The sequence below is a fragment of the Brevibacillus sp. NRRL NRS-603 genome (assembly GCF_003013445.1).
GTDB lineage: Bacteria > Bacillota > Bacilli > Brevibacillales > Brevibacillaceae > Brevibacillus > Brevibacillus formosus.
The window spans coordinates 15,330-41,800 of sequence record NZ_PXZN01000029.1 but is presented as its reverse complement, the minus strand read 5'-3'; the positions used below and the strand labels follow the sequence as shown (position 1 = coordinate 41,800).

General features: G+C 47.7%; 28 protein-coding genes. 25 read left to right on the top strand and 3 right to left on the bottom strand.

Translation table 11 applies throughout. The features are described 5' to 3' along the window. The first annotated feature begins 185 nt into the window (after positions 1 to 185). The 8 genes from dxs (at position 186) to C7R94_RS21215 (ending at position 9,525) form a co-directional block, all read left to right on the top strand. Positions 186 to 2,072, top strand: coding sequence for a 1-deoxy-D-xylulose-5-phosphate synthase (gene dxs, locus C7R94_RS21250; RefSeq protein ID WP_106784425.1), 1,887 nt, complete (start codon positions 186 to 188; stop codon positions 2,070 to 2,072). Further along, entirely contained in the window at positions 2,069 to 2,887 is an 819-nt protein-coding gene (locus tag C7R94_RS21245) for a TlyA family RNA methyltransferase (protein WP_047068859.1), read from the top strand. Before dxs ends, C7R94_RS21245 begins: the two co-directional genes overlap by 4 nt. Positions 2,888 to 3,014: 127 nt before the next feature. Then, entirely contained in the window at positions 3,015 to 3,872 is an 858-nt protein-coding gene (locus tag C7R94_RS21240; protein WP_106784423.1) for an NAD(+)/NADH kinase, read from the top strand. Positions 3,873 to 3,877: 5 nt separating this feature from the next. After that, the gene (gene ahrC / locus C7R94_RS21235) at positions 3,878 to 4,327 is read left to right on the top strand and encodes a transcriptional regulator AhrC/ArgR (protein ID WP_047068862.1); all 450 of its coding nucleotides are present in this window, start codon (positions 3,878 to 3,880) and stop codon (positions 4,325 to 4,327) included. Positions 4,328 to 4,343: 16 nt separating this feature from the next. Then, positions 4,344 to 6,068 carry a DNA repair protein RecN gene (gene recN, locus C7R94_RS21230; protein ID WP_106784421.1) on the top strand — a complete coding sequence of 575 codons (1,725 nt, stop codon included), beginning with the start codon at positions 4,344 to 4,346 and terminating at the stop codon, positions 6,066 to 6,068. Positions 6,069 to 6,307: 239 nt separating this feature from the next. Further along, entirely contained in the window at positions 6,308 to 7,642 is a 1,335-nt protein-coding gene (gene spoIVB, locus C7R94_RS21225) for a SpoIVB peptidase (protein ID WP_088907136.1), read from the top strand. A gap of 260 nt (positions 7,643 to 7,902) precedes the next feature. Then, positions 7,903 to 8,691, top strand: a complete 789-nt coding sequence (spo0A, locus tag C7R94_RS21220) for a sporulation transcription factor Spo0A (protein ID WP_007720793.1) — start codon at positions 7,903 to 7,905, stop codon at positions 8,689 to 8,691. Positions 8,692 to 8,853: 162 nt separating this feature from the next. Beyond that, positions 8,854 to 9,525 carry a hypothetical protein gene (locus C7R94_RS21215; RefSeq protein WP_106784418.1) on the top strand — a complete coding sequence of 224 codons (672 nt, stop codon included), beginning with the start codon at positions 8,854 to 8,856 and terminating at the stop codon, positions 9,523 to 9,525. Positions 9,526 to 9,708: 183 nt separating this feature from the next. On the opposite strand, the gene C7R94_RS21210 is transcribed toward C7R94_RS21215, so the two are convergent. Then, positions 9,709 to 10,146: a hypothetical protein gene (locus C7R94_RS21210; protein WP_106784416.1), complete on the bottom strand. Its 438-nt coding sequence runs from the start codon at positions 10,144 to 10,146 to the stop codon at positions 9,709 to 9,711. A 95-nt stretch (positions 10,147 to 10,241) separates the two neighbouring features. Between C7R94_RS21210 and C7R94_RS21205 the strand changes: the two genes are divergently transcribed. The 3 genes from C7R94_RS21205 to C7R94_RS21195 all read left to right on the top strand — a co-directional run bounded on the left by C7R94_RS21205 (position 10,242) and on the right by C7R94_RS21195 (position 12,255). Continuing rightward, on the top strand, positions 10,242 to 10,712 hold the full coding sequence (locus tag C7R94_RS21205; protein ID WP_106784414.1) for a hypothetical protein: 471 nt from the start codon (positions 10,242 to 10,244) through the stop codon (positions 10,710 to 10,712). A 114-nt stretch (positions 10,713 to 10,826) separates the two neighbouring features. Beyond that, positions 10,827 to 11,405, top strand: a complete 579-nt coding sequence (locus C7R94_RS21200) for a beta-class carbonic anhydrase (protein ID WP_197237513.1) — start codon at positions 10,827 to 10,829, stop codon at positions 11,403 to 11,405. After that, positions 11,398 to 12,255: a metallophosphoesterase gene (locus C7R94_RS21195; protein ID WP_106784408.1), complete on the top strand. Its 858-nt coding sequence runs from the start codon at positions 11,398 to 11,400 to the stop codon at positions 12,253 to 12,255. The genes C7R94_RS21200 and C7R94_RS21195 overlap by 8 nt, the downstream gene beginning before the upstream one ends. A gap of 7 nt (positions 12,256 to 12,262) precedes the next feature. Here the strand turns inward: C7R94_RS21195 and C7R94_RS21190 are convergent, their stop codons facing one another. After that, positions 12,263 to 13,129, bottom strand: coding sequence for a LysR family transcriptional regulator (locus C7R94_RS21190; RefSeq protein WP_106784406.1), 867 nt, complete (start codon positions 13,127 to 13,129; stop codon positions 12,263 to 12,265). A gap of 100 nt (positions 13,130 to 13,229) precedes the next feature. Here C7R94_RS21190 and C7R94_RS21185 point away from each other — a divergent pair, with 100 nt between their 5' ends. From C7R94_RS21185 to C7R94_RS21150, 9 genes are all read left to right on the top strand, one after another. Next, entirely contained in the window at positions 13,230 to 14,039 is an 810-nt protein-coding gene (locus C7R94_RS21185; RefSeq protein WP_106784403.1) for a class I SAM-dependent methyltransferase, read from the top strand. Continuing rightward, positions 14,023 to 14,397 carry a VOC family protein gene (locus C7R94_RS21180; RefSeq protein ID WP_047068874.1) on the top strand — a complete coding sequence of 125 codons (375 nt, stop codon included), beginning with the start codon at positions 14,023 to 14,025 and terminating at the stop codon, positions 14,395 to 14,397. The genes C7R94_RS21185 and C7R94_RS21180 overlap by 17 nt, the downstream gene beginning before the upstream one ends. 2 nt (positions 14,398 to 14,399) lie before the next feature. Continuing rightward, positions 14,400 to 15,203, top strand: a complete 804-nt coding sequence (locus C7R94_RS21175) for a class I SAM-dependent methyltransferase (protein ID WP_106784399.1) — start codon at positions 14,400 to 14,402, stop codon at positions 15,201 to 15,203. A 115-nt stretch (positions 15,204 to 15,318) separates the two neighbouring features. Then, entirely contained in the window at positions 15,319 to 15,495 is a 177-nt protein-coding gene (locus C7R94_RS21170) for a DUF2759 family protein (RefSeq protein ID WP_083995031.1), read from the top strand. Continuing rightward, a complete protein-coding gene (locus C7R94_RS30870) occupies positions 15,496 to 15,627 on the top strand; it encodes a hypothetical protein (protein ID WP_255577127.1) in 132 nt (43 codons plus the stop codon). 57 nt (positions 15,628 to 15,684) lie between these two features. After that, entirely contained in the window at positions 15,685 to 16,851 is a 1,167-nt protein-coding gene (steA, locus tag C7R94_RS21165; RefSeq protein WP_106784396.1) for a putative cytokinetic ring protein SteA, read from the top strand. A gap of 25 nt (positions 16,852 to 16,876) precedes the next feature. Next, on the top strand, positions 16,877 to 17,431 hold the full coding sequence (locus tag C7R94_RS21160) for a copper transporter (RefSeq protein WP_106784395.1): 555 nt from the start codon (positions 16,877 to 16,879) through the stop codon (positions 17,429 to 17,431). After that, on the top strand, positions 17,418 to 18,110 hold the full coding sequence (locus C7R94_RS21155; RefSeq protein ID WP_106784392.1) for a glycosyltransferase family 2 protein: 693 nt from the start codon (positions 17,418 to 17,420) through the stop codon (positions 18,108 to 18,110). Before C7R94_RS21160 ends, C7R94_RS21155 begins: the two co-directional genes overlap by 14 nt. Then, positions 18,092 to 19,015: a UDP-N-acetylmuramyl pentapeptide phosphotransferase gene (locus C7R94_RS21150; RefSeq protein ID WP_233220626.1), complete on the top strand. Its 924-nt coding sequence runs from the start codon at positions 18,092 to 18,094 to the stop codon at positions 19,013 to 19,015. Before C7R94_RS21155 ends, C7R94_RS21150 begins: the two co-directional genes overlap by 19 nt. Here the strand turns inward: C7R94_RS21150 and C7R94_RS21145 are convergent. Next, on the bottom strand, positions 19,012 to 19,272 hold the full coding sequence (locus tag C7R94_RS21145; RefSeq protein ID WP_007720834.1) for a DUF2627 domain-containing protein: 261 nt from the start codon (positions 19,270 to 19,272) through the stop codon (positions 19,012 to 19,014). The two genes, C7R94_RS21150 and C7R94_RS21145, sit on opposite strands and share 4 nt — an antisense overlap. Before the next feature lie 214 nt (positions 19,273 to 19,486). On the opposite strand from C7R94_RS21145, the gene C7R94_RS21140 reads away from it, so the two are divergent. The 5 genes from C7R94_RS21140 (at position 19,487) to C7R94_RS21120 (ending at position 26,451) form a co-directional block, all read left to right on the top strand. Then, positions 19,487 to 21,556, top strand: a complete 2,070-nt coding sequence (locus tag C7R94_RS21140; protein WP_106784386.1) for a sigma 54-interacting transcriptional regulator — start codon at positions 19,487 to 19,489, stop codon at positions 21,554 to 21,556. 233 nt (positions 21,557 to 21,789) lie between these two features. Continuing rightward, positions 21,790 to 22,881, top strand: a complete 1,092-nt coding sequence (locus C7R94_RS21135; protein WP_047068882.1) for a Glu/Leu/Phe/Val dehydrogenase dimerization domain-containing protein — start codon at positions 21,790 to 21,792, stop codon at positions 22,879 to 22,881. 140 nt (positions 22,882 to 23,021) lie between these two features. Beyond that, positions 23,022 to 24,443 carry a dihydrolipoyl dehydrogenase gene (gene lpdA / locus C7R94_RS21130; RefSeq protein ID WP_106784384.1) on the top strand — a complete coding sequence of 474 codons (1,422 nt, stop codon included), beginning with the start codon at positions 23,022 to 23,024 and terminating at the stop codon, positions 24,441 to 24,443. 18 nt (positions 24,444 to 24,461) lie between these two features. Next, a complete protein-coding gene (locus C7R94_RS21125; protein WP_047068884.1) occupies positions 24,462 to 25,454 on the top strand; it encodes a thiamine pyrophosphate-dependent dehydrogenase E1 component subunit alpha in 993 nt (330 codons plus the stop codon). A 13-nt stretch (positions 25,455 to 25,467) separates the two neighbouring features. Further along, entirely contained in the window at positions 25,468 to 26,451 is a 984-nt protein-coding gene (locus C7R94_RS21120) for an alpha-ketoacid dehydrogenase subunit beta (protein WP_007720847.1), read from the top strand. Positions 26,452 to 26,471: the final 20 nt, after the last annotated feature.

Below are 26,471 nucleotides of genomic sequence, written 5' to 3'. Positions count from 1 at the left end.
TCGCCTTCATATTCGTATATGTTGATCAAAAGTGGTGTTTTTATTAAGAAACCGTTATAATGAATCAAGCTGAAAATAAGCGGAATCGGCTATAGCAATAAGGAAAGCCGGGTTTTCTAGTGGCTTGATTGATATGCAGCATGCACAATCGCCGGAGAACGAACAGTGGAAAGTGAGGAATACCAATGCTGCTTACTACTATAAATGATCCTCAAGACCTGAAAAAGTGCACGCAACCACAGTTACATACATTGGCATCCGAGATCCGTCAGTTTCTAATCGAAACGCTCTCGAAAACAGGCGGACATCTCGCGCCGAATCTGGGAGTTGTCGAGCTGACGCTAGCACTGCACTATGTTTTTGACAGTCCCAAGGACAAGCTGATCTGGGATGTTGGACATCAAGCATACGTACATAAAATGCTGACAGGACGCCGGGAGATGTTTCCGACCTTGCGTCAGTACAAGGGTTTGTGCGGGTTCCCTAAAATGGTGGAAAGCCCGCATGACGTCTGGGAAACAGGGCATAGCAGCACGTCGTTGTCTGCCGCAATGGGGATGGCGACTGCACGGGATTTGAAAAAGGAAAAGAACCACGTCGTTGCAGTGATCGGAGACGGTGCGCTGACTGGCGGTATGGCTTTAGAGGCATTGAACCACATCGGTCATGAGCGCAAGAATGTCATCGTTGTACTCAATGATAACGAGATGTCTATTGCGCCAAACGTTGGTGCCTTGCACAACTACTTGGGGAAAATTCGCTCCACTGAGAACTATCAGTGGGCGAAGGATGAGGTCGAAGGCTTGTTGAAATCGATACCGGCTGTAGGGGGCAAATTAGCTCACATGGCTGAACGCTTTAAGGACAGCATGAAGTATTTGCTCGTATCTGGCGTTCTTTTCGAGGAGCTAGGCTTTACGTATATTGGCCCAATCGACGGACATAACATGGAGCTTTTGCTCGATACATTGAAGACAGCCAAGCATACAAAAGGACCTGTTTTGATCCATGCCATCACGAAAAAAGGACTGGGCTATGCGCCAGCTGAAGCTGACTCGGTCAAGTGGCACGGCATTGGAACGTATAAAATCGAGTCAGGCGACACACCGAAATCTGCACCAACGTATACATCCGTTTTTGCGGATACGATGATGAAGCTCGCAGATGAAGACAATTCAATTGTGGCTGTGACCCCTGCGATGCCGGCGGGCTCCGGCTTGATCCCATTCGGTCAGAAGTACCCGGACAGACTGTTTGACGTCGGGATTGCGGAGCAGCACGCATGTACATTTGCGGCAGGATTGGCGACACAAGGATTGAAGCCGGTCTTTGCGATTTATTCGACCTTTTTGCAAAGAGCCTATGATCAGTTGATCCACGATGTCGCACGCCAAAAGCTCAATGTGATTTTTGCCGTTGACCGTGCTGGTCTCGTTGGAGCAGACGGGGAGACACACCAAGGCATGTACGATGTGGCATTCATGCGCATCATTCCGAATATGGTCATTATGGCACCAAAGGATGAAAATGAGCTGCGTCATATGATGAAGACAGCAGTGGAATATAAAGGCGGTCCGATCTCTTATCGTTATCCACGATTGCCGACTCGTGGCGTCAAAATGGATGAAGATCTGCAAGTGCTGCCAATCGGCAAAGCGGAGATTGTGCGCGAAGGCAAACACGTGGCGATTCTCTCGTTCGGTCACGTATTCGAAATTGCTGAGTCGGCTGTTAATCAGCTTCAAGAAGAAGGAATCAAACCGATGCTGGTCAATGCACGTTTTTGCAAGCCGTTGGACGAAGAGCTTCTATTCCGACTGGCTAAGGAAGGCTACGATATCATTACAGTTGAAGAGGGCTGTGAAATGGGCGGCTTCGGCAGCGCTGTCATTGAATGCTACAATCGTGCGGGCTATCACGGCATGAATGTACAAGTTGTCGCGGTACCTGATTATTTTGTTGAGCATGGAAGTGTGAAAGAACAGCGGCAAGAGGTAGGGCTCACAGCTGATCATATCGCTGCTAATGTCCGTTCCTTAATGCCAATTTCGAAGGGCGTAGTGGAAGCATGAGTGTAAGAAAAGAACGGGTTGATGTTCTCTTGGTCGAAAGAGGCCATTATGAGACCAGAGAAAAAGCAAAAGCAGCCGTAATGGCAGGCCTTGTGCAAGTAGCTGGCGAGCGCTGTGACAAGCCGGGAACCAAATTTGCCGAGGATGTTGCGATTACGGTGAAGGGCGAGGTACACCCGTATGTGAGTCGCGGTGGCCTCAAGCTGGAAAAGGCATTGCGTGTCTTTGAAATCGACATGAAGGATCGTGTCATGATGGACATCGGGGCATCCACTGGCGGATTTACGGACTGTGCGCTGCAAAACGGTGCGCGCCTTGTATACGCCATTGATGTCGGGTATGGACAACTCGCGTGGAGCTTGCGACAAGATGAACGAGTGGTCGTCATGGAACGGACGAATTTCCGTCATATGGACCCGGAAGCGTTTGAATATGAACGCCCAAACGCGGCATCGATTGACGTATCGTTTATTTCTTTGCGATTGATCTTGCCGGTGTTGTACCGTTTTCTGACGGATGGCGGTGACGTCGTTGCGCTGGTCAAGCCTCAATTTGAAGCAGGCAAGGATAGAGTCGGGAAGAACGGAATCGTTCGTGATCCAGACGTACACGAGAGCGTACTGACTGACATCGGTCAATTTGCCAGTGGTTTGGGTTTCGCGTTGAAGGGCTTGGACTACTCTCCAATTACAGGGGGAGAAGGAAACATTGAATTTGTTATGCATGTCCAGAAAAGTGAGGGCGGCATGGATTCGGAAGCGTGGTTGCAATGCGTAACAGAGGTAGTTGCGTCTGCTCATGCGAATTTGAAATAGGATAAAAACCAAAGCCTCGGGAGTTTTGTCACAATCGAGGCTTTTTATTTATGCATGTGAAGTTGTATACTTGTATATGAGGTTGTTCAAGAAGGATTTCCAACCAACCAGTTTTGGGGTGGACCATGTGAAGAAAATTGGAATCATAGCGAACAAAGGAAAACCCGAAGCACGTATCGTTGCACGGGAGCTCCTGTATTTACTTGAGGACAGAGGGGCGCAGGTATACCTGGATGAACATATCGCATCAGATGTAGGGCATCCAGAACTGGGCGCATCTGTAGAAGAGATGGGGAAGCAGACGGATTTGGTTTGTGTATTGGGAGGCGACGGCACGCTACTCAGAATTGCTCGTCAGCTTGCCGGTCACTCTATCCCGATCTTTGGAATTAATTTAGGCACATTGGGCTTTTTGTCGGAAGCGGAACCGGAGCATCTGCCTCAGGCAGTAGACAATCTCCTTTCTGGAAAGTACGACATTGAAAAGAGAGCCATGCTGGAAGCTTGTTTGGTGCGAAAAGGAATCAAACTAGGGACATACACGGCCATGAATGATATAGGAATTGCCAAAGGGTCATTTTGCCGAATCATTCAATGTGCGGTCTTTCTCGATGATGAGTACGTCGCAACGTTCAGCGGAGATGGTGTCATTGTCTCTACGCCGACAGGATCAACGGCATACTCACTCTCTGCAGGCGGTCCTATAGTGGCCCCTAATGTGGACATGCTATTACTGACACCAGTGGCTCCTCATTCCTTGACGGCTCGGCCAATGGTATTGTCGGGCAATCAAACGATCCGGGTTGAAGTGGATGCCATTCATCAAGAGATGGGATTGTCCATTGACGGGCAATTTGGTTATCGACTTGAGGGCGGCGATCAGATTTACATTAAAAAGTCACCGTGTGTTACCCCGCTGATTAAGTGGAAAAAAGGTGGCTTTTTCGAAGCAATACGAACGAAATTACAAGGGGAATGGGAGTAATCCATATGAATAAAGGGCAACGACATATTCGTATTCGGGAGATCATCAGCAATCAAGAGGTGGAAACACAGGATGATCTGGTGGACCGCTTGCGGACTGCTGGCTTTAACGTGACGCAAGCAACTGTATCCCGAGACATCAAGGAGCTACACTTGGTAAAAGTGCCCCTCCCTGATGGACGATATAAGTATTCAATGCCTGCTGAACAAAAATTCAATCCACTGCAAAAGCTGAAACGCATGCTTGTGGATTCCTTTATTAGCATTGACCAAGCCGATCATTTTATTGTACTGAAGACGCTTTCGGGACATGCGAATGCGGTAGCTGAACTGATTGACAACCTTCCTTGGGAAGAAATCATGGGGACTATCAGTGGCGACAACACCATCCTGATTATTTGCCGTTCCAAAGAAAATACCAATGAAGTGACGAAACGCTTAATGGAAATGTTGTAGAAGGTGGTCGCTCGCGATGCTAGTGGAACTCTCGATCCGAAATTTTGCCATCATCAAATCAGTAACGGTCTCTTTCCAAAAAGGGTTAAACATCCTGACAGGGGAGACTGGTGCCGGGAAATCCATCATTATCGATGCACTAGGACTGTTGTTAGGGGGCCGGGCTTCGGCAGATTTTGTCCGTTACGGTGAGCCTCGTGCAGAAGTGGAAGGGCTGTTTGAATTGCCGCCTGGTCACCCCGGACTTGACGTTTGCAAGAATGTCGGCGTCCAGATTGAGCAAGACGGCATGCTTGTGGTACGCCGAGATATATCGAATCAAGGGAAGAGTATCATTCGAATCAATGGCCAGCTCGTAACCCTTGCTATGCTGCGTGAGTTAGGGCCATGGCTGGTTACGGTGCATGGACAACACGATACGCATATGCTGATGCAGTCGGACAAGCATATCAATTGGCTAGATGCATACGGGGAAAGTGCGTTGGGAGCTGCGAAGCAAGAGTACACAACCCTGTATACAGCGTACCGAAAAACAAAGCAAGATCTGGAGCGCATGGCGCGCAATGATCGGGAGCTGGTACAGCGTATCGATCTATTGCAATATCAGCTCGATGAAATTGAGGCGGCAACCCTCACGCCTGGTGAAGACGAGAAGCTCATGCAGCAGCGGAAAAAGTGGATGAACATTGAAAAAGTTTATTCAACGATTCAAGATGCATACCGCGCATTGCATGGTGACCAGAAGGGCATGGATTGGTTAGGACATGCGATGGGCGAGCTTGAGCGTGGTGTGAACTACGAAGAACAGCTCGTTCCGATTTTGGAGATGGTCCAATCGGCTTATTATCAGATAGAAGATGTGGTTCATAACCTTCGTCAATTGTCGTACCAAATGGATTTTGAACCGGAGCAGCTGGCAGAAGTAGAACGCCGCCTTGATCAAATCCAATCTTTAAAACGCAAGTATGGCAAAAGTGTAGACGACATTTTGGAGTACGCTGCCACGATTCAGGATGAATTGGATGACATGCATCACTACGAAGATCGCCTTCAGCAGGTGGAAAAGCAGTTGCAGGAGCTTGCGGCCGATTTGGCCGTGGAGGCATTGGAGTTGTCGGTTATTCGTTCCGAATGTGCAGGAAAGCTCGCACAAGAAATCGAGCAGCAGCTAAAAGAACTGCACATGGAGCGTGCTCGTTTTGCCATCGACGTCAGACAGACACCGGATGATGACGGGGTAGAAATCGACGGAATCAAACGCTTCGTAGACGCGAACGGAATGGATCAGATCGAATTTTTAATCTCACCTAACCCTGGTGAGCCATTGCGACCCTTGGCGAAGATTGCTTCTGGCGGGGAGCTGTCTCGCGTCATGCTGGCCATTAAAACGATTTTGGCGGGCACTGATCAAGTGGAGACGCTCATTTTTGATGAAGTCGATACGGGTGTAAGTGGAAGAGCCGCTCAAGCGATAGCAGAAAAGCTCGCCCGAGTAGCTGGGCAGCGCCAGGTCCTGTGCATTACGCACTTGCCGCAGGTCGCCTCCATGGCAGACGCGCATTTTCTGATCAAAAAGGAAATGAGCGAGAATGAAACAGAGACGCGGGTGAATCGTTTGTCTGATGATGAACGGGTATCAGAACTGGCTCGCATGCTGAGCGGGGCAGAGGTAACTGCGAAAACAGAAGAACATGCACGCGAGATGATCCTTCTCGGCCGTGAACGAAAGACTGTCAGCTAATTCGGTTGGCAGTCTTTTTTTTATTGCAGATAGTACAACGATGGTCTCGCCAAGGGCTTGTGAAGGCTGGTTTTCTAATGTTTTGAGTGGGTTATTTTCCTGACATAATCCGCTTGGCTGGTGGCAACATTAAAGGTACACAAGGTGGAGGTGTCCCTCATGACCGCTTGCGGTCAATCAAAACGGACTGACCGTTTTGTTTTGTAGGTGTAGGTAGGGAACGGTAGGAGTGATTACTGGTGATCCGACAAAACAAAAGAAAATGGATGGGAAGTCTCCTTCTCCTCATCACGGCTCTTGTCGTGAGTTCCACCCCGTTCCGCGATCTGTCCTCCTTTCCCCGTGAATTGCGTTTGATGGAAGGGTCCCTCGAGCAACTGCGGGTCTCTGTGCCGGTAATGGGCACGCTAATCAATAGCAATCCTGATATTTTGCACGTTAACGGGACAGAGGCGCGTGAGGTATCCGTTGATTTGAGCAGGCCTATGTCTGTAGAACCGCGTAGGGCTGGGGAAGCCCAATTGCAGGTGAAGTGGCATAACATTCCGCTGACTGCTGTAAAAGTAAATGTATTGCCAGATCTGCGGTTGTACCCTGGTGGACAGTCAATCGGGGTGAAGCTGCAAACAGCGGGTGTTTTGGTTGTCGGTCATCATTTAGTAGACGATGGGAAAAACAAGTTTTCTCCAGGTGAACAGGCAGGTATACACGTCGGTGACATGATTATCAAAATGAACGACATGTACATCAACGACATGAACGACGTTAAGAAATTAATTAACGAAACGGGGAAAAAGAATCATTCCGTTCAATTGCTTGTCGTTCGTGGCAAGGAAAAGCTATCGCTCACTTTGCACCCGGCAAAAGATAAAAAAGACAGTGAATACCGTATGGGCCTCTACATTCGGGATTCCGCGGCAGGAGTAGGGACACTGACCTTTTATGATCCAAATTCCAAAGCGTACGGGGCATTAGGGCACGTCATTTCTGACGTTGATACTGGCCAAGCTATTGTCGTGGGAGATGGCCAGATCGTGCAAGCAAGTGTCACATCGATTGAAAAAGGACAAAGTGGAAACCCAGGGGAGAAATTTGCTCGTTTCTACAATGAAAGTGAAGTTCTTGGAAATATAACCAAAAACACCCCTTTTGGCATTTTCGGCAAAATGAAGGACGAGCCCAAACGCAGCTATTATCAGGAGCCGTTACCAATCGCTCTTGCTGAGCAGGTAGAGGAAGGGCCGGCCAAAATTCTTACTGTTGTGGAAGGCCAAAAGGTAGAAGAGTTCGATATTGAGATCGCAAACGTAGTCAAGCAGCATTTTCCTGCAACCAAAGGGATGATTATTAAAGTCACAGACAAACGCCTTTTGGAAAAGACAGGTGGCATTGTGCAAGGGATGAGCGGCAGTCCGATCATTCAAAAAGGCAAGATCGTCGGTGCCGTCACGCATGTGTTTGTCAATGATCCTACTTCGGGATACGGCTGCTACATTGAATGGATGCTTCAGGATGCTGGCGTGAACGTCCGAGATACTGCCGAATCCCGAACCCATACAACGAAGGCTGCCTGAAAGAAGTGCCGTCACGCAAACGAAGCGAGGCGGCTTTTCCGATTTTTGCAGTCCTTTGACGAATCGGTTCATGAATGAAAGGAATCTTTGTCGAAATATCAGTTAAATCATTCAATCTTTCGTCATTGGCAGGAATGGAATTTGCTTTGTCGAATTATTTTTGTAGAGAAAAAGTTGGTATGGATAATCCTTTTAGATTTGTTAACTTCTAGAACGCCACCTTCTTTCCAAAAGACCGTCCATTGTTAGGAGGAACGACCTTGAGCAAGATTGAAGTGTTGTTGGCAGATGATAACCGAGAATTTGTGAATCTGTTAGAAGAGTACATCAGTAGCCAGTATGACATGAATGTTGTGGGTGTTGCTTACAACGGCAATGAGGTAGTTCGACTGCTGCAGGAACGTGTACCCGATGTATTAATTTTGGATATCATCATGCCGCATCTGGATGGCTTGGCTGTTTTGGAGCAAATTCAGGCCATGCGCTTAAGTCCTCAACCTAAAATTATCATGTTGACTGCTTTCGGGCAGGAAGAGATTACAAAGAAAGCAGTAGAGCTGGGAGCAGCATACTACATTTTGAAACCGTTTGATATGGAGGTGCTGGCTCAGCGCATCCGCCAAATCATTACAACCAAGCCTGCCTCTTCTTTTGTTTCTTCTGTGAAACCGCAAGCTACCCTGCAAATCCGCGGGCGTAATTTGGACGCGAGCATCACTAGCATCATTCATGAGATTGGAGTTCCTGCGCACATCAAAGGTTATTTGTATTTGCGGGAAGCGATTACAATGGTATATAACGATGTCGAGCTGCTCGGCTCGATTACCAAAGTCCTGTACCCGGACATTGCTAAGAAATTCAATACAACCGCAAGTCGTGTAGAACGTGCCATCCGTCACGCGATTGAAGTAGCATGGTCCCGTGGTAATCTGGACTCCATCTCCAGCTTGTTTGGTTATACGATTTCCAACACCAAGGCGAAGCCAACCAATAGTGAGTTTATTGCCATGGTGGCGGACAAGCTGCGGATTGAGGCGAAGATTAGCTAGGATGTAGATACTCAAAATTATTTACAAGATCCTTAACTAATACAAAAAGACATTAGCACTTACTTGCTAGTGTCTTTTTGTATTGGTAGGATTCTATATGGTTGGGGAATTTTTCCTTACCGTAAAATTGTAAATGCAAAGTATAGATTATTGGAGGCAGTTTTGAAAATCCAAATCCTACAAAAAGAAATCTGGTTACAGCATAGAAAGTACATTGTTCTAACTCCTACATTTCATACGAAAGATATATTCGCATGTGAATTTGATAAGGACATGTTTATGATTTTTGGAAATCAACAATCGTTGCAGTATTTAGCTTGTGTTCTACTTATAGGTGCAGATCACAGAGATATGATCATTTATGTAACAAGTATGGAAAAAGATTTACCTATACACTTGCATAGATTTTCGCATACGAAAAAGAATAATGAACTTGTTTTCCTGCATCATTCCCTACAGTTTAATACTCATCAGTGGAAAGAGCTAAGACAGAAAGTACATCAGCAAAAGGGAAGAGCTAGAAGTTTTGAAGTGAATCCAAGAAAATTTTCTGATTTAGATTATGAAGATTATTTAATGTTCCATTATAAGGAAAATAAAGATAAGATATTAATGAAGCGGGACTATGACACTCTTTTTATAATAGGGAGCAAATTAGCATTTGAATACGCTTCTGGTTTATTTGAGCCACTTTCAAGAACGGGAGCAGGTTCGTTTCTTAGGACTTTTGGTCATGATCACTATCATTTAGATCTATTTACGCGAAACAATCAAGGTCTTTGTGTTGATTACTATGACAAAGCATTGTGGAATAAACATTTTAAAGATAAATGAAATATCAAAATAAAGCGAGGTAGGAAAAGGGAGGCAAGCTGGTGATGCGGCAGTGTTTCCTTTAGGCAATCCAAGTGTTAACCTGATGAATTGGCTATTGTATCGGGGCAAGAAATAAGCCAAGGTATTTTAACCCTGGCTCTAATTATCAATATACAATTTTACTAAATAGAATCACAGAGGTCACTTCGCTGTTTCTTTAGCTGGTGTAGTAGGTGGTTTTTCTGGGCTTGCTGCGGGTGCGTTTCTATATTCAAAGACCATTTCGGAAGTACTGCTTAATCCGGTTTGTTCCATGCCTTTACTGGTCAAGGCAATTCTGCCAAATGCCGTAACAGTGTGAGGAATCCTTCTATCTGGTTTGATAATGGTCACAGAAACGGAGTTAACTTCTTCTTTCTTGTCTTTCGCTAAGGTCCGAGTATTTTCCACTAAAGCGCGCAATTCCTTTTCATCATTTGATTCTGTCGCTAAAGCAACCATCCACATTCCGGTGCTTTCGTCAAATCGGTCAATGGCTAATACATATGCAGGTAGCGGCACTTCTGGTGTGCTTACCGTTTCACTACAGGCTGGAAGGATTAGTACTAGTGCAAGTATGAAGGCTAGTCTAAATTTCAATCTGCAACTCTCCTAATTATGTTTTTAATCATTTTACCAAAGTTGGGTTATTTTTACTATAACTAAAAAGTACTCTTTCTGGAGGAACTGAATCCATGTGCCTAGAATTATTCGTCATGATAAAAGAAACACCAGGAATTGAGCCTAAGCCGCTAGTCTCTCCTTATGTTTTGACAGGCAAGCTGTCACGTGAAAGAAGTCCTCATTTTTTCAAATGTTTTCCGAAAAAACAGGGCTGGTGGGTGACAACCGAAGAGGGTTGCGCTTGCAGATTTAGTATTTCCAAGCATCCTGATAAAGTAAAACTCGGGATGTACCCAGAAGAGGAGAGGCCCCGTCAGTATCAAAAATACGTAGAGGACTATCAAAAAAGGATGGACAGAATGATGCATCTCCGTGCATGGTGCGAAGAGTTGCTTGACCACGACAAGGCGCAGGTTGAACTGTATGGTCTATGGATAGGTGACAAATTCACAAAAAGAGAACCCATTTACTCAACGATTGAGGAACTCTTTTCTCCAAAAAAATTTCGTTTAGACGAGAAGCATTACATCCTGACAAAATGAACCATTTCATAATAAACTGCCAGAGTCCCTTGCGAGATTTTGGTCCTCCTAGGTAAAATAGAAAAGCATACAATACAAATACATACTACTAAGAGCGAGGCAGGTGCTGTGAAAGTGCGCAATTTGGATAAAATTCTCGCATTTAACCGTGAATTTGTAGAGAAACATGAATATGAAAAGTACCAGACCACCAAGTTTCCTGATAAACGACTGGTTGTGCTTTCTTGCATGGATACGCGGTTGGTGGAACTGTTGCCGAAAGCCATGAACATACACAATGGGGATATCAAGCACGTAAAAAGCGCCGGGGCAATCGTGTCCCATCCTTTTGGGAGTATCATGCGAAGCATTCTCGTGGCGATCTATGAATTGAATGCAGAAGAAGTGATGGTTGTCGGTCATTATGACTGCGGGATGAGCGCGATCGACAGCAAGCGCACCATGGAGAAGATGCTGGAGCGAGGAGTCTCGGCTCAAACGTTCTCCACGCTTCAACATGCAGGGATTAACTTACACAAGTGGCTGCACGGATTTGATCGTGTAGAAGAAAGTGTGAAAAATAGCGTAGATACGATTAAAAATCACCCGCTCCTCCCACCGAATGTGGACGTCCATGGTTTACTCATTGACCCGGTAACCGGAAGATTGGACGTTGTCGTGAATGGGTATGAGCGAATGAAGGACAGTGAGTGATCCTAACCTTGCTCCCATTTCGAGGAAAACATTTCTCCACAGAGTCACGAAATGGGTAGGGGGATTGATTGGTCTCGGTATAGCGACTGGCGTGTACGGTCATGTATGGGAACGAAAAGCACTTGATATCGTGCGGTTGTCCATCACGATACCGGGATTGCCGGAAAGCTTTAAGGGGACAAAGCTCATTCATTTCAGTGATGTCCATCTCGGTCATTATTTTGAAGTGAAAGAGCTGGAGTCGGTTATTGCCGTGATCCAGAGCGAAAAGCCGGATTTGATTTGCTTCACAGGGGATATCGTTGATGAAGTGACGCGACCTCTATTCGCCGCTGTTCCCCTTTTTAATCAGCTCCTAGCCCCATTAGGCAAATTCGCCGTTTTGGGCAACCACGATTATCGAGCTGGTGAACAGCAAAAAGTTCGGGATGGATTAGTCGCGTCTGGATTCGAAGTGTTGGATAATCGGCATGTTGTCGTGCACAAAGATGGCCAGCAGCTATACATGGCGGGAGTGGATGACCTTTTCTATGGTGCACCTGATCTTTCAAAAGCGTTAGAAAATATCCCGCCAGAGGGCAGCGTTATCTTGTTGGCCCATGAGCCTGATTTTGCTGATAGGGCGTCGGAGCATCCCGTGCATCTCCAATTGTCCGGCCACAGCCATGGCGGACAAGTACGCTTGCCCTTCATTGGTCATCTTTTGGTGCCGCAATATGGACGTAAATATGTACAAGGCCTGTATCAGGTAGGTAGCATGGCTGTGTACACCAACAGAGGATTGGGTACGACGATCTTGCCTGTTCGCTTATTTTGTCGCCCGGAGCTTACGGTACTAACCCTACAGTGAATTTTTCTTAATAATGTTCCTTTATCCATTGGACGAATTGCTGGAAAGCATCGTCCTCTTTTTTTGGGTGCAGGTAGGCGATGAGTGTGGGGCGCACTAATTCGCCGTTTGCGATATCGTAGGCAACCAATCTTCCGGTCGTTAGCTCTTGTTGTATAGTTCTTTCCGGCAGGATGGTGATCCCTAGCTGACGTTCGACCATTTTTTTAACAGCATTGAAGCTGTCCAATTCCATAATAATATTTGGAAAAACCCCCTGCTGGGCCAGATAGCGGTCAATCCGTTGGCGATAAGGAGCGGTCTGATTCCCGAACACAATCATTTCCTCGGTTCCCCATGCCTGAAAACCTGGAAACTCGCTTGCCCACGGATGGCTGGGTGCCATGACGAGCAGGAGTCGATCGCTGGGGAGGAATTCCTGGTGGATGTGCGGATGATACATCTCACTCCCGAGAAAGGCAATATCAGCCGTTCCCGTTAGCAGAGCGCTGAGGGACTCCTCGTACAACGTAGAGCGGACGTAGCAAGTAAATCCCGGATGGGCAATCCGGTACTCTCCAATCAGTCGCGGCAGTTCATAGGCGACAAAAGCTTTTCCTGCGACGATGTTCATTGATTGGCGCTGTTCTTTCTCTTGGATAAAGGAACGCATTTGCTCTACGATGTTCGTTGCAACCGGTAGTAACCGACGTCCTTCGCCTGTAAGACTCACTCCTGAGGCAGTACGAACAAAAAGCGTACTCCCAACCTGGCGCTCTAGCTGCTTCAATCGGTGCGTCAATGTTGATTGGGCCAAAAATAATGCCTGTGCCGCACGATTAATCGATCCATGACGAGCAATCGTCAAAAATACCTCAAGACTTTCTCGATCCATTGTGAGCTGCCTCCTATTCAAATTCTCGATAACTAGTTATCTGTATTCTATAACAAGGATGACAAACATTGGAATATGATGTAGGCAGGAGGTGTTCCTGATGAAGAATGAGGAGATCAAACGAGCTGTTCAAGCGCAATTTGGAAAAAATGCAGAGCAATACGTACAAAGCAAGACGCATGCAAAAGGCAGCGACTTGGAGCTGATGGTGGAGTGGATGCAGCCATCAGAGAAGTGGCGGGCACTGGATATCGCCACAGGAGGCGGGCATGTAGCGAGGACATTGGCTCCACATGTGAGCTTGGTCGTCGCCACGGATTTGACTCGCCAGATGCTTATGGCGGCGTCTACGGCCAATGAAACAGCGCTTGTCCACAATGTGATGTATGTTCAGGCTGATGCAGAATCTCTCCCGTTTCTCGATGAATCCTTTGAGATCGTCACATGCCGAATCGCGGCTCATCATTTTCCCGATCCGGCGGCTTTTGTTCGTGAGGTGAGTCGCGTGCTTTCCCCTGGTGGGCTGTTTCTCTTCATCGACAACGTTTCACCTGAAGAGTCGTCACTCTCGGCATTCATAAATGAACTAGAGAAAACTCGCGATCCCAGTCACGTTCGTTGTCTTTCCGTGAGTGAATGGCGCACTTTATTTGAATCGAATGGCTTGATTCCACAAAAGCAGCAGGAACGCAAAAAAAGGTTTGAATTTTTACCATGGGTTCAGCGTACTTCCGAATCATCTGAGCAAGAAGCTGCCGTCGAAAAAATGCTGCTGGATGCTACGGGTGAACAAAAAGAATATCTAGGACTTACCACAAAAGAAGGCAGAGTAAAGACCCATCAGATTGACGAATGGATGGTTCTGTGCAAAAAAAGAGGAGGACAAGAAGACGATGACAACAAAGCATGAATGGATTGGGCTCGATCATGTACAATTAGCAGCACCAGTAGGAACGGAGGACGTAGCTCGCAAGTTTTTCGGTGAGCTTTTGGGAATGCCGGAGGTTCCTAAGCCAGCGAAGCTTCTCGTTCGAGGTGGTGTATGGTTTCAATGTGGCGCTCAAATGATTCATATTGGGGTAGAGGAAGGTTTCATTCCCGCGAAAAAAGCACATCCGGCGTTCCTTGTTCAAAACATAGGTTCACTGATGGCGCATCTGCAAGCAAATGGGGTATCATTTCGGATTGACGAAGAAATTCCTCACCTTATTCGCTTTTTCACAGAGGACCCATTTGGGAACCGATTGGAGTTCATGGAGGCGAAATAGCAATGATAATGGATTTTCACGCGGAGAAAAACCAGTTGAGCTATACAGGGAGAACCGCTGACGATTCGTGGAGTCAGACGATCCTGTCACTTGTCAATCCTGTAGGCAAAAACATCGTGGACATCGGTTGTGGCGGTGGAATTTACAGTAAGGCTTGGTCTGGGCTAGGAGCCGCTTCTGTCACGGGCATTGACTTTTCTAGCGTGATGGTAGAAGCGGCGAGAGAGCAATGCGCCGATGATCCGAAGATTTCGTTTGCAAAGGGGGATGCCCGGGCAACCGGCTTGCCGAGTCAGTGCGCGGATATTGTGTTCGCCCGCGCCTTGATCCATCATTTCCCGGAGCAAGACTTGCAGAAGTTTTTTAAGGAAGTCATCAGGCTATTGGCACCGGGAGGAATTTGCTTAATCCAAGACCGGACGATGGATGATGTCAAAATGCCTGCCTCGCCGACTCATTTTCGCGGTTATTTCTTTACACGATACCCACGCTTGCTAACGATCGAGCAGACGCGAAGACCGGATGATAAAACGGTGCAGAACACGATGAAGCTCGCGGGGCTTAAGCAGGTGAACAAGACGACGCTATGGGAGACAAGACGAGAATACAATAGCTGGTCTGATTTGGAAGCTGACTTGCTTTCAAGAAAAGGTCGATCCATTCTGCATGAATTGACCGATGACGAACTGAAAGACCTCGTTCATACCATCCATGATCAGGTAGGCGGGCAAGAAAACTGGAATGAGCAAGATTGCTGGAGTATATGGATAGGTAGGGCTGCTTGTGGCACAATAAAAGGGGAATAATTGTGAAATTTTTTGTTCACAAATTTGGATATGCTTGTCTCATAATACCTGAAGCTATATAATGGAATTGCCATTGTATTCCTGTTGCGTCATCATGGTGAAGGAGTTGTCGTTAATGAAAATCGTTTTATTTGACATCCTGATGTTTATCTTCACATTCTTTATCGCTTGGGGCTGTTTGAACTCCATTAAAGCGAAAAACACATTTGCAATCTTATTTGGCTTTGTATCTTTGCTGGTTTTCCTTTTCGCAGATGGTTTGATCATTTACTACCTGGCCAAGGGTGCGTAGATGAAACTGAAAACGCTTCGCTTAAAAGAGGTTGTGCATTTTGATGCGCAGCTTCTTTTTTTTGTGAAAAACATCTCGATGTTTTTCATTAAATATGACGGGACCGCTGGCGGTCTGCAAAAAACAGTCTGACCGTTTTTTTGCATGTGGGAAGGAAATATTTAGCATACTAAAGGCGGAGGTGGAAAAGTGGGCAAACAAAAAGGTTCTGCAGCACATTCATACACGGCTGTCGTAGCGGCTGATCTGAAGACGAAACAGTTGTGCAAACGTCTCCACTCCCATCATATCGCCATTATTAATCATCCGGACGTTGATGAGATAGCAGCACAGTCCTTGCTGGAAAGAGGGGTAAAAGTCATCCTCAACCTCTCGCCATTTATGACGGGGCAATACCCGGCTGAAGGGGCTCGCCAACTTTTAACAAACGGTGCCACACTCTATGAGGTACCGGATGTAGATGTGTCGGATTCGTTCATGGAATGGATCGAAGGCAAGTATGCAACGATACGTGAAGAAAATCTGTACATCCTATTGGAAGAGAAGTGGGTCCATGTATGCAGGTTGCAGCAGGTGACGGCTACCTCTATTTTGAACCGATGGCATGAAGCGCAGCATAAGTTGGATGACACACTCTCTTCGTTTATAGACAATACACTTTTGTACGCCAGCAAGGAAAAAGACCTATTTTTAAAACCGCTATGCCATGTACGATTACATACAGAAATGGAACAGCGACATGTCGTTGTCGTCGTTCGCGGGAAACATTACAGAGAGGATTTACTAACGCTATCCTCCTACATTCGGGAATATCGTCCTGTTTTGATCGGTGTCGATGGCGGTGCAGATGCCCTCATGGAAGCAGGGTATCGTCCGGACTTGATTGTGGGAGATATGGACAGCGTCTCGGACAGAGCGCTCCAAAGCGGAGCGGAGATCGTCGTGCATGCTTTTGTCGATGGGACAGCACCTGGAACGACTCGCGTAAAAGCTCTCGGTTTGCCTTATCATGTCTTGCCAGCGCCTGGTACGAGTGAGGATGTGGCGATGCTGTTAGCGTACGAAAAGGAGGCCGAACTGATCGTCACGATCGGTGCCCATACAAATATGATTGATTTTCTGGAAAAAGGCCGCAAAGGTATGGCGAGCACGTTATTGGTCCGCACGAAGATCGGGACAAAGCTAATTGATGCCAAAGGAGTCAGTCATCTCTATCGACCGAGCGAGTCATGGAAGCTGTGGGGTTGGTGTATAGTCGCAATGCTTCTCCCCGTTTCAGCCGCACTCGTCATTAATCCGATCGCCCGTCATGCTGTACAGATGATTTGGACCCAGTGGAGGACTTGGACTTTATGAACAACGCACATTCATGGAGGTAGACATGATACCCTTCCGCTATCATTTGATTTCACTGGCTGCCATATTTGTCGCACTTGGGGTAGGTATCTTGTTAGGAGGGACGGCGGGTCATTCATGGATTATGCAAGGAACAAAAGGCATTCTTTCCAATATGGAAGCAAAGTACGATCGCGCTCTCAAAAGCAACCATGAATTAAGACAGCAAATAAATCGATTGCTAAAGGAAGTTGCGCGCAGCAACCAAGAAGTCGTCCAACTTATGAGCATACGCTATGTGGATGAATTGGCAGGAAGCAAGGTGTATGTTTGGCAGGAGGATGGAAACGTGGCTGGACAGATTAAGCAATTGATGCATTCAGTAGGCATGGAAGTGGTTTCTTATCGCGATGGAAACAGCTGGGAAGATGGGGTTCTTTTGGTGGTAGCAAGGCAAGCCCCGCTTTGGCTACGGGAAAAACAGGTGAATTCCTGGATACAGGTCGCAGAGGTGCCTGACTCCCCTGCAAAACAATGGGCACTTTTGGAGCAAGTGCAAAATAGATTGGCTGAGAGGAAGGGCTCGCGTGGAAAAAGTTAGCGTTGTCATCCCAGCGTTCAATGAACAGGCTTCCATCGGTGATACACTCCGTGCTATCCGTGAACGCTTTTTTTGTGATGAATTGATCGTGGTTGATGATGGCAGTCAAGATGAGACGGCGCACATCGCAAGCAAGTGGGCGGATAAGGTAATTCGAGCGCCGCGCAATCAAGGAAAAGGTGCAGCTGTTCAATTGGGCTGGAAGTTCGCCAGTGGGGATGTGGTCATGCTTCTCGACGGTGATTTGAGAGACAGCGCAGCAGAAGCCGCACATTTGCTTACACCGGTGCTACAGGATGCCTGTGATATGGCGGTAGCTGTTCTGCCACCTCCCAAAGTGAAAGCAGGCCTCGGATTAGCAAAAGGCTTGGCCCATCATGGGATCCGGATGTTGACAGGTTTTGAAGCAAGAGCCCCTTTATCGGGACAACGGGCGATACGTCGCGAGCTTCTTGACCGGTTGGGCAGCCAGGATAAGGGATTTGGCATTGAGGTGGGGCTCACTGTCGATGCTTTGCGGGCAGGGTATCGTGTAGCAGAGGTCCCTGTCTTTTTTTCGCATCGTGAAACGAAAAACGATTGGGCAGGCTTCTGTCATCGCGGGAAAGAGTTTGTCGCGATCAGCCGAACGCTATGCTGGAAATGGTGGGAGGGGCAGGAGTGGAAACGAAAATCATAATGCTCATGATGCTCGTCGCAGTCGTTTTTCCGCTGGTGCTTGTCCGCCCGTTGTATAAAATCGGCATACAAAAGCTCAAGGCTCTGGGGATGAGTCGATTCAATTACGATGGGGAGCCAGTTCTGACAGCAGGAGGGCTCATCCTCGTATGTTCGAGCGCTATAACTGGGATTGTGCTGATCGGACTGCTTTCGCTCAGAGGGATGAATAGTGAGCTTGTCCTGCACGGATTATTATTTCTAACAGGTATGACCACAATGGCCTTTTGGGGATGGCGTGATGATCGCGCGTCAGATCGGGAGGCAAAAGGCTTTCGTGGACATTTCACTGTGTTATGGCGAGAGCGGCGAATGACCAGCGGTATGTGGAAGTTAATTGGAGGGACAAGCACGGCATTTTGTCTTACTCTATTTCTTTCGAACACGTTGTGGGCAGGCTTTGTTGCCTTTGGTTTGCTCGCGCTCTCACCCAATATCATCAACTTGTTTGATTTGCGGCCTGGCAGGGCGATTAAAGTATTTTGGTGCCTGACAACACTGGCAGGAGCTTTTGGACTATGGACAGTAGGAGCTAGCGCGGCGATGGCAAACTGGATTTTTTTGATCCCTGTCTTCATTACAAGTATGCTCATGTTTCCCCATGACGTTGGCGGCAAAATCATGCTCGGAGATACAGGGTCGAATGCATTGGGATTTGCAGCAGGCTTTTCCTTTGTCATCGGGACACCGATTTATGTACAGGCGAGTATGCTCGTGCTTTTCTTGTGTCTCCAGATTGCGGCAGAATTTTGCTCGTTTTCCCGCGTCATCGAACAGGTCGGTTGGCTCCGACGACTCGATCAATGGGGAAGAGCTACAGAAGCTGAAAATAAAAAAAACCAGACTGGCTCGTCCGGTTTGGTCTAGTCCTCGTCATCAGGTTCGGGAACCATGAAACGGGGCTGTACGCGATTTTTTTTACGTTCGTGATGGAGAATAAAGCCAGCAATAAACCATACAGGGATGGCAAAAGCCAGTATGCCTAGAATGAGTTTTCCCCATAAAAATCCAACATCTGGAGAGGCAGAATAGAAGAATGCATCACGGATTAGCTTGATTCCGTACATGGCGATTGCCGCCGGGATTACCATAATTAAGAGTGCAATGATTTTCTGAAAAACCAAGGGTTTTCACCCCTTTCTCGAAGGCGTAAACGACTACAACAACTACAGTACGGTCTTTTCATCATATCGAATACCAACAGCCTTGTCCACCGTACCTGTTGCACACGAACGAGCGCACGTTAGGGAAGAACGCCTGTCCATCAACGGTTTGTTGGAGTACAATGGTAACGGTAAGATCGTAAAGAGGTTGTTCAAAAAGTGAGGGGTCTCTCGCATGCACAAGCTGCTCATCGTTGGTGCGGGACGTGGTGGAACAGCACTCCTGCGGATGCTAGACCAGATGGACCGATTACAAGTCGTTGCTGTCGTCGATCAACGGCCGGACGCCCCAGGCATACTGCTTGCCCAATCATTGGGGATTCCGGTCGATCAGGATTATCGGCCTTATTTGGATGAGGATCTGGATGTCATTTTAGAAGCTACAGGGGACCTGGGGGAGTATGAGCACCTCAGGCAATTAAAGAAAGACAAGACAGTGCTCATCCCAGGAACGTTTACAAGAATCGTCATGAAATTGATTCGGGAACGCGATAAGCTGATTGCGGTATTGATGCAAAATCAGCGGGAACGGGAAACGATGCTAAACTCCACGCATGACGCGATCATCGGCGTCAATCGCCAAGGAATTATTACGTTGTTCAACAAAGCCGCAGAGCGATTGATGGGCATCGAGGCGAGTGAGGTGCTGGATACAAAAGTTTCAGAGCGTATACCGAACACTCGGTTACATATTGTACTAAAGACAGGCTCTCCCGAATTAAATCAGGAGCAAGTCTTGCCGAATCAGACGCGCATTATTACAAACCGCGTGCCCGTTCGTAATGATCGAGGAGAAGTTGTCGGAGCCGTTGCCATTTTTCGTGATATTACAGAAATCATGGCATTGGCGGAAGAAGTGACGAACTTGAAAGATTTGCAGAGCATGCTGCAAGCGATTATTCAATCGTCGGACGAAGCGATATCAGTCGTTGACCAATACGGGAATGGACTTTTGATCAACCCGGCCTACACGAGGCTTACGGGTTTTTCGCAAGACGACATTATCGGGAAACCAGCGACGGTCGATATTTCTGAAGGCGACAGTATGCACATGCAAGTCCTGAAAACGAAGAAGGCAGTGAGAGGCGTCCCTATGAAACTGGGACCAAAGCGCAAGGACGTCGTGGTCAATGTTGCACCTGTTGTGGTCGATGGGGAGCTGAAAGGCAGCGTTGGCGTCATTCACGATGTCTCCGAATTCAAACGCTTGTCAGAAGAGCTGGAGAAAGCTCGTCGTATCATCCGCAATCTGGAGGCAAAATATAGCTTTGCAGACATCATTGGCTATAGCGAGTCCATGCAGCAAGCGATCGAGCAAGCCAAAAAAGCGGCGTCAACACCAGCAACGGTCCTTCTTCGCGGAGAATCGGGAACAGGGAAAGAGTTGTTTGCCCACGCCATACATAATGCAAGTGAACGAAAATACAACCAATTCATCCGGGTCAATTGTGCAGCGATCTCAGAGAGCCTCTTGGAGAGTGAGCTTTTCGGTTATGAGGAAGGCGCGTTTACAGGTGCGCGTCGAGGAGGGAAGCGGGGGCTGTTTGAGGAAGCGAGCGGTGGAACCATCTTTTTGGACGAGATCGGCGAGCTGTCCATGAGCATGCAGGTCATGCTTTTGCGCGTCCTGCAAGAGCGTGAGGTTGTGCGAGTCGGTGGAACGAAGCCGATCAACATCGATGTTCGCGTCATTGCGGCTACCCATGTGAATCTGGAGGCAGCGATCGGAGCGGGACGTTTCCGTGAAGACCTGTATTATCGCCTCCACGTCGTACCGATTCATATTCCTCCACTCAGACAGCGCTTGGAAGATATTAAGCCGATTGCTATGCACCTGCTACGAAAAGCCAATCTGGAGTACGGAAGAAATGTAGAAGAGCTGCATGAAGAAACATTGCAGATGCTTCTGTCCTACCACTGGCCAGGCAATGTACGCGAGCTAGAGAATGTACTGGGCAGGGCGATGATTCATATGCGGATCAATGAGCGAATCATTATGCCGGAGCATTTGCCCCCACTAGAAAGAAGAATCGTTTCGAACAAAAAAGAAGAGGCCCAGCATGAGGGTTCCACTGGCATCACATTAAAAGAAGCGGTGGAAAAGGCAGAACGTCAACACATATTGCGGGAACTGGCAGCAGCCAAAGGCAATCGCACCCTTGCAGCCAAACGCCTCGGAATCGCGATTCGCAGTTTGTACTACAAGATGGAAAAATTGGGCATCATGGATGTGCAGGAAGAGTAAGGAAATGGGCATGCAAAATATTGCACGCAAATCTTTGCGCGTATATGCAAAAAAATGCAGACTTGACGTAGGGACAATAATCCCGCGTTCTCTAAAATAAAGCGCTTTCACAAGTTTGGTTTTGTTGGCATGACTTTTGCATATACCTCTTGGCGGGAAATTCTCCAAATGGAGCCCACTGTTACGCCAGCTTACTTAAGCGGAAAACGAAAGATACTAGGGAGGTTTCTTCAGTGAACATCTTTGACTACATGCAAAAGTACGATTACGAGCAATTGGTATTTTGCCAAGACGAAAATTCCGGTTTGAAAGCAATCATTTGCATTCATGATACGACATTAGGACCAGCACTCGGCGGTACGCGCATGTGGCCGTATAAAACAGAAGAAGAGGCGATTGTGGACGTACTGCGCCTCGGTCGTGGGATGACCTACAAAAACGCAGCAGCAGGACTGAACATCGGTGGTGGTAAAGCTGTCATCATTGGCGACCCGCGCGAGCATAAGAGCGAAGAGCTGTTCCGTGCTTTTGGCCGCTATATTCAAGGGCTGAATGGCCGTTACATCACAGCTGAGGATGTAGGAACAACGGTAGCAGATATGGATATGATCCACTTGGAAACAGATTTCGTCACAGGTGTTTCTCCTGCATTCGGTTCCAGTGGCAACCCATCCCCTGTTACAGCTTACGGTGTCTACCGTGGAATGAAAGCCGCTGCTAAATTGGCGTTTGGTTCCGACTCTCTCTCCGGACGAGTGATTGCTGTACAAGGTGTAGGAAACGTAGCGTACAATCTGTGCCGCCATCTGCATGAAGAAGGCGCGCATTTGATCGTAACGGATATCAATCAAGAAAACGTAGATCGCGCAGTGAATGATTTCGGTGCGAAAGCCGTTGGTGTTAACGAGATCTTTGGCGTAGAGTGCGATATCTTCTCGCCTTGCGCATTGGGTGCAATCATCAATGATGACACCATTCCACTCTTCAAAGCAAAAGTGATTGCAGGGGCAGCTAACAACCAGCTGAAGGAAGAGAGACACGGCGACCAAATTCACGAAATGGGTCTGATCTACGCGCCTGACTATGTGATCAATGCTGGTGGTGTAATCAATGTGGCAGATGAGCTGCAAGGCTACAACCGCGAGCGTGCATTGAAAAAAGTAGAAACAATCTATGACAGCATCCTGAAAATTTACGAAATCGCTGAGCGTGATGGCATGGCTTCCTACAAAGCTGCTGACCGCATGGCGGAAGAGCGCATTGCAAGTGTTGCAAGATCACGTAATACTTTCCTGCAAAACGGCAAGACTGTTTACAAGCGCTAATCTCGTTTTTTCTATTTAAGTTCATACTCCTGTCCGCTCTTTTTGTGGAGGGCGGTCAGGAATACATAAACGATTTTCTTTGAATATTCATATTCTCGTTAATACGCAGGTTAGCTTTCCGAATGAAAGGAGAGATCGTGGTGTCTCAAGAGTTTGATCTAGTCGTCCTCGGGGGAGGTACCGGCGGTTATGTAGCGGCAATCCGCGCTTCCCAATTGGGAATGAAGGTAGCAATCGTGGAAAAAGAAAAGCTCGGTGGTACTTGCTTGCACCGTGGTTGCATCCCATCCAAAGCGCTATTGCGCAGTGCAGAAGTATTCTCCACCCTGAAGGAAGCTGACAAATACGGAGTCTCGGCAGGTGCTGTAGGCTATGACTTCACAAAAATACAAGAGCGAAAGCAAGGCATTATCGACCAACTTCACAAAGGGATTCAATACTTGATGAAAAAAGGCAGCATTACTGTCTTTGAAGGCTTTGGAAGAGTCATGGGGCCTTCCATTTTTTCTCCGCAGGCAGGTGCTGTGCGCATTGAAAAGGAAAACGGGGACCAAGAAATGATCGTTCCACGATTCCTTTTGCTGGCAACAGGTTCTCGTCCACGCACACTCCCAGGTCTGGTCATCGACGGAGCTTATGTGGTAACAAGCGATGAAGCGTTGCAGTGGGAGCAATTGCCTGCTTCTGTTGTCATCGTTGGTGGAGGTGTCATCGGGATTGAGTGGGCTTCCATGCTCAATGATTTCGGTGTAGAAGTGACTGTTGTGGAGTACGCCGACCGTATATTGCCGTTTGAGGATGAAGAAGTGAGCAAGGAATTGGCACGCCTGTTGAAAAAGCGGAAAGTCAACATCGTGACGGGAGCAAAAGTGCTGCCTGAATCGTTGGAAAAAGGAGAAGGCAAAGTCTCTATTCAGGCGGAAGTCAAGGATGGAGTCCAAACCTTTGAAGCCGAAAAGGTACTCGTATCAGTAGGACGCCAAGCGAATGTAGAAAACATCGGTTTGGAAGCAACGGAAATCAAAGTCGAGCGTGGCGTAGTCGTGGTTAATGAATTCTTCCAGACCGCAGAGTCTCATATTTATGCGATTGGTGACGTTATTGGCGGTCTGCAATTGGCGCATGTTGCTTCACATGAAGGGATACTCGCGGTAGAGCACATGGCTGGACAAAACCCGCACCCGATGGATTACACCAAGGTTCCGAAATGTACGTATAGCCGACCTGAAGTCGCAAATGTCGGACTCACTGAAAAAGAAGCAAAAGAACAAGGCTACGATGTGAAAATCGGCAAGTTCAGCTTTAAGCCGCTGGGCAAAGCACTGATCCACGGTGAGAATGACGGCTTTGTGAAGTTGGTCGTTGATGCCAAGACCAATGATTTGTTAGGGGTTCACATGATCGGTACACATGTGACAGATATGATTTCCGAAGCGGGCTTGGCCCGTGTGCTGGATGCGACTCCGTGGGAGATCGGTCAGACGATTCACCCGCATCCATCCTTATCCGAAGCAATCATGGAGGCAGCGCACGCTGTCGACGGAAAAGCGATACACAATTAGCAAGGAGGGAATGTAACGATGACAACCAAGCGACATGAGCAAGTGGGATTAACCGATGCACAAGTCCTTGACATGTATTATTACATGCTATTGGCCAGAAAAATTGACGAGCGTCAATGGCTGTTGAATCGTGCGGGCAAAGTACCGTTCGTGATTTCCTGCCAAGGTCAGGAAGCAGCGCAGGTGGGGGCAGCTTTTGCGATGGAAAAAGACAGAGATTTCTTGTGCCCGTACTATCGCGATCTTGGTTTGGTGCTGGTCTTTGGCCAAACAGCCCGTGATTGCATGCTGTCCGCTTTTGCGAAGGCAGAAGACCCGAATAGCGGTGGAAGACAGATGCCAGGTCACTTCGGTGGCAAGAAGTACAATATTTTGACGGGCTCTAGCCCTGTTACTACCCAAGTGCCACACGCAGTCGGTATGGCCTTGGCAGGTAGAATGAAGCAAAAAGATTTTGTTGTGTATGCATCGTTCGGAGAAGGCTCCAGCAACCAGGGGGACTTCCACGAGGGTGCCAACTTTGCGGGTGTCCACAAGCTCCCGGTTATCTTTTTCTGCGAAAACAACAAATACGCGATCTCTGTACCACTGAAAAAGCAGCTGGCTTGTGAAAGTGTAGCAGACCGTGCGATCGGTTACGGCTTCCCAGGAGTCAGTGTGGACGGAAACGATCCAATTGAAGTATATCGTGTCATGAAAGAAGCGGTTGAACGTGCTCGCAGTGGTCAAGGGCCAACGCTGATTGAGGCGGTAATGTATCGCCTTGTTCCGCACTCCAGTGACGATGACGATCGTGTGTATCGGACGAGAGAAGAAGTGGAAGAAGCGAAGAAAAAAGACCCGTTGATTGTTTTTGCTGAGTATTTAAGAGAGATTGGACTTTTGGACGAACACAAGGAAGCAGATATGCTTGCTCGTGTACAGTTGGAAGTGGATGAAGCCACTGAATATGCAGAAAACGCGCCATATCCAACACCAGAATCGACAATGACATACGTATACGGGGAATAAGGGGGGAGCTTTTATGGCAGTCATTTCTTTTATTGATGCAATTACAATGGCGATGCGTGAAGAAATGCGTCGCGATTCCAATGTGTTTATCCTCGGAGAAGACGTCGGCGTACGCGGTGGGGTTTTCCGTGCGACAAACGGGTTGATTGAAGAGTTTGGCGAGGAGCGCGTGATTGATACACCACTGGCTGAATCCGCAATTGTCGGTGTAGGGATTGGTGCGGCAGCTTACGGTATGCGTCCAATCGCAGAGATTCAGTTTGCGGACTTTATCATGCCAGCTGTGAACCAAATTGTCAGTGAGGCGGCGAAAATGCGCTATCGTTCGAACAACGACTGGCATTGCCCGATCACGATTCGTGCCCCATTCGGCGGCGGGGTTCACGGTGCACTGTACCACTCGCAATCTGTGGAAGCGATGTTCACGAACACACCTGGTTTGAAAGTAGTGGCACCTTCGACACCTTATGATGCAAAAGGTCTTCTGAAAGCGGCCATCCGCGATGAAGATCCGGTGCTCTTTTTCGAGCACAAGCGCTGCTATCGTTTGATCAAGGGCGAAGTGCCTGAGGACGACTACGTGCTGCCGATTGGCAAAGCGGACGTCAAGCGAGAGGGTACAGACATCACAGTCATCTCCTACGGCTTGACTTTGCACTTCGCCCTGCAAGCTGCGGAAAAGCTCGCACAAGAAGGCATCAGCGCGCATGTTCTCGATTTGCGCACACTGTATCCGTTGGACAAAGAAGCGATTGTAGAAGCGGCTTCGAAGACAGGTAAAGTATTGATCGTACACGAGGACAACAAAGAAGGCGGCGTTGGCGGTGAGGTAGCTGCGATTGTAGCAGAGCATTGCCTGTTCGATTTGGATGCACCGATTAAGCGTCTATGTGGTCCAGATGTACCAGCTATGCCATACAGCCCGCCGATGGAAAAATACTTTATGCTGAACCCGGAAAAAGTATTGGAAGCAATGCGCGAGCTGGCCAACTTTTAAGGCGAGGAGGACCAAGGATC